Here is a 2,719-nt window from a genome sequence, read left to right as displayed (position 1 = left end):
GCCCCCCGCGGTGACGCCGCCCGTGGAGCCCCCGCCCGAGGCCGCCGCGGTGGACGCGGGCATGGTGGCGGGCGTGGAAGAGCCGGAGGTGAAGCCCGCGCCGGTGGCGAAGCCGGTCGTCCCGGGGCCGAAGAAGCCCGCGACACCCCAGGTGGAGATGGTGCCCGCGCACCTGCCCGTGGCGAAGATCGGCGACACGGGCGCCGGTCAGCGCGTGGTGAACGTGACGGTGCCCTCGGGCATCAACGCGGGCACGGTGTTCCAGGTGGTGGGACCGCCGCAGAAGGGGACCCGCAAGCGCCCGGTGCTGGGGACGGCGACCGTGCTGACCGTCCACCCGAGCCGCGAGCGCATGACCCTGCGGCTGGACGCGGAGGCGGACGCGGCGAAGGAGCCGCGCTTCGTGCTGATGACCGCGCGTCCCACGGGGCCCAAGCTGCCCACGCCCGTGGCCGAGGCCCCGCAGGCCGCGCCGCCCGCGCCCGAGCCGAAGCCCGTGGAGCGCTCGCGCCTGCTGGGAGAGGCGGAGATCGACGGAATCCTGGGGACCGGCTTCAACAGCACCCTCTACGTGATCAGCTCCGACACCCGGGCCTGGCACAACTGCGCCATCGTCCTGAACGGACGGAAGGAGGCGCGGATGGCGCGGCTGGAGCCCTACCAGACGCACAAGGTCCCGGTGGAGGTGCCCAAATACTTCAGGGTGAACAACAAGGCGCCCGCCGTGCCGGACAAGGCCGTGTGGGTGAGCTGCGACGAGGGCGAGGACACCTTCGCCCTGCGCAAGCGCTGAACGTCAGGGCGTAAGCCGCGAGGCGGCCACGGGGCACTCGTTGCGCAGGAACTCCGAGACCTCCGTGTCGCCGCCGTTCGCGTTGCGCACGGCGCGGGACAGGGACGTGCGGCACTGCCAGGTGACCTCGCGCGTGCCGTGGCAGCAGTGCCACCCGGTCAGCGTGCGGTCCAGGTACTGAATCATCTCCTCGCGCGTGGGCGTGACGATGCTCCACACCGCGCCCGCCAGCAGCGCCCACCCCACGAGCGGCAGCGCCAGCTTCCGCGCCCAGCCGCGAAGGCCGCCCGGAATCAGGGCCGCGTGCACGCCCAGCTGCGCATCCAGCGGCCGGCGCTGCAGCACCACCTGGAGCAGCAGCTCCACCGGCGCGGTGAGCGCGCGCAACAGCCCCGCGCCCAGGCCCGGCACCCTGCCTTCCGCCCGCTCCAGCTTGAGGCCCAGGGCGTGACGGCCCGGGGTGAGCCCCGTGAGGCCTCCCACGCAGGACAGCACCACCCAGGCGACCCCCATGGCGAACCCCAGCAGCCCGGCCGTGGACACCCACTCCGCCGCGCGCACCGCGCCCCAACCCACGAGCGCCGCGCCCGTGAGGTCCAACGCATCCGCCACCCAGAGCCGGTTCTGGAACCGGGCCTCGGTGGGCGGTGTGTCCATGGAGAACAACGTCCCGTCGCTCATCAGCCTCTCTCGTGGTCGAGCGGCGCGCGAGCATAGGCGGCCCGCCGTCCACAGGCGCGCTCCAAAAGCGCCCACCGGGACGGGGAATCCGGCTACAGGTCCAGCACCAGCCGCTTGGACCGGGCGCGCGACACGCAGACCAGCATCCGCGCGTCTCCGGCGGCCTCCTGCTGGAAGAACGTGTCCCGGTGGTCGGGTGTTCCCTCGCACACGCGGGTGACGCAGGTGCCGCAGGAGCCCGCCTCGCAGTCGCTCTCCACCTTCACGCCGTGGGTGCGCAGCACGTTGAGCACGCTCTTGCCGGCCGGCACGCGCAGCACCTGGCCGGTGCTCTTGAGCGTCACCTCGAAGTCCTCCTCCGGCGTCGCGTGGGTGGCGGACGTGCCCTCCGCGGTGAAGGCCTCGAAGTGCACCTTCTCCCAGGGCCACTTGTTCAGCGTGGCCGCCTCCCGCACGGCCTTCATCAGGCCCGCCGGGCCGCAGCAGTACAGCCGCGTCCCCGGGCCGCGCGTGGCCAGCAGCGACCGCACGTCCAGCCCCTTCGAGGGGTCCCCCCCGTCGTGGTGGATGTGCACGCGGCCCGCGAAGGACGGCGTGGACAGCAGCTCCTGGAAGGCGGTGCGGTCCGCGTCGCGCGCGCAGTAGTGCAGCACCCACTCCGCGCCGGTGCGCTCCAGCACGCGCGCCATGGCCAGGAGCGGCGTGATGCCGATGCCGCCCGCGATGAGCACGTAGCTGCGGCCATACAGGAGGGGGAAGTCGTTGACGGGCTCGCTCACGGTGAGGACGTCGCCCTCGTGGACGTGGTCGTGCATCGCCCGGGAACCGCCGCGGCCGTTCACGTCGCGCTGCACGGCGATGACGTAGCGGTGCGTCTCGCCCGGGTCGTTGCAGAGCGAGTACTGGCGCATGCCGTTCAGACCCGGCACCTGCACGTCCAGGTGGGCGCCGGCCTCGAACTCAGGGAGGGCGCTTCCGTCCTGGGAGACCAGCTCGTAGGACTGGATGCCTTCCGCCTCACGGGCGATGCGCGCCACCCGCAGCTTGAGCGTGTTCGTCGTCACGGTATTGCCCCTGTTCCCTTGCCCGCCGCCCGCGCGAGACCGATCCTGGCCGCGCACGGTGTGCACGCCCGCGCCGTCCGGGGAGTGGGGCCCGGTGTGGTTTTTCGACCGGTTCCGGACACCAGGCGCCTGTCGCCCGGCTGCCCTCCGTCCGGACTTGGCGGCCAGGGCGGCGGGGGTG

At 73.0% G+C, this 2,719-nt stretch carries 2 protein-coding genes and 1 pseudogene; 1 reads left to right on the top strand and 2 read right to left on the bottom strand.

What is annotated here, in order from left to right; all coding sequences use genetic code 11:
• Nucleotides 1–793 (top strand): annotated as a pseudogene (locus tag D7X55_RS38185) (hypothetical protein); the annotation flags it as partial.
• A 3-nt stretch (nucleotides 794–796) separates the two neighbouring features.
• On the opposite strand, the gene D7X55_RS38180 reads toward D7X55_RS38185, so the two are convergent.
• Entirely contained in the window at nucleotides 797–1,474 is a 678-nt protein-coding gene (locus tag D7X55_RS38180) for an RDD family protein (protein ID WP_120548561.1), read from the bottom strand.
• 92 nt (nucleotides 1,475–1,566) lie between these two features.
• Nucleotides 1,567–2,538, bottom strand: a complete 972-nt coding sequence (locus D7X55_RS38175; RefSeq protein ID WP_121725608.1) for a PDR/VanB family oxidoreductase — start codon at nucleotides 2,536–2,538, stop codon at nucleotides 1,567–1,569.
• Nucleotides 2,539–2,719 lie beyond the last annotated feature (181 nt).

It is taken from the genome of Corallococcus sp. AB049A, from assembly GCF_003668885.1.
GTDB classification, from domain to species: Bacteria; Myxococcota; Myxococcia; order Myxococcales; family Myxococcaceae; genus Corallococcus; species Corallococcus interemptor.
This window is presented reverse-complemented; position numbering and strand designations above follow the sequence as displayed.

Excerpts from the sequence above, each read along its gene's own strand:
- D7X55_RS38180 (WP_120548561.1), bottom strand. The coding sequence starts at position 1,474 with ATGAGCGACGGGACGTTGTTCTCCATGGACACACCGCCCACCGAGGCC.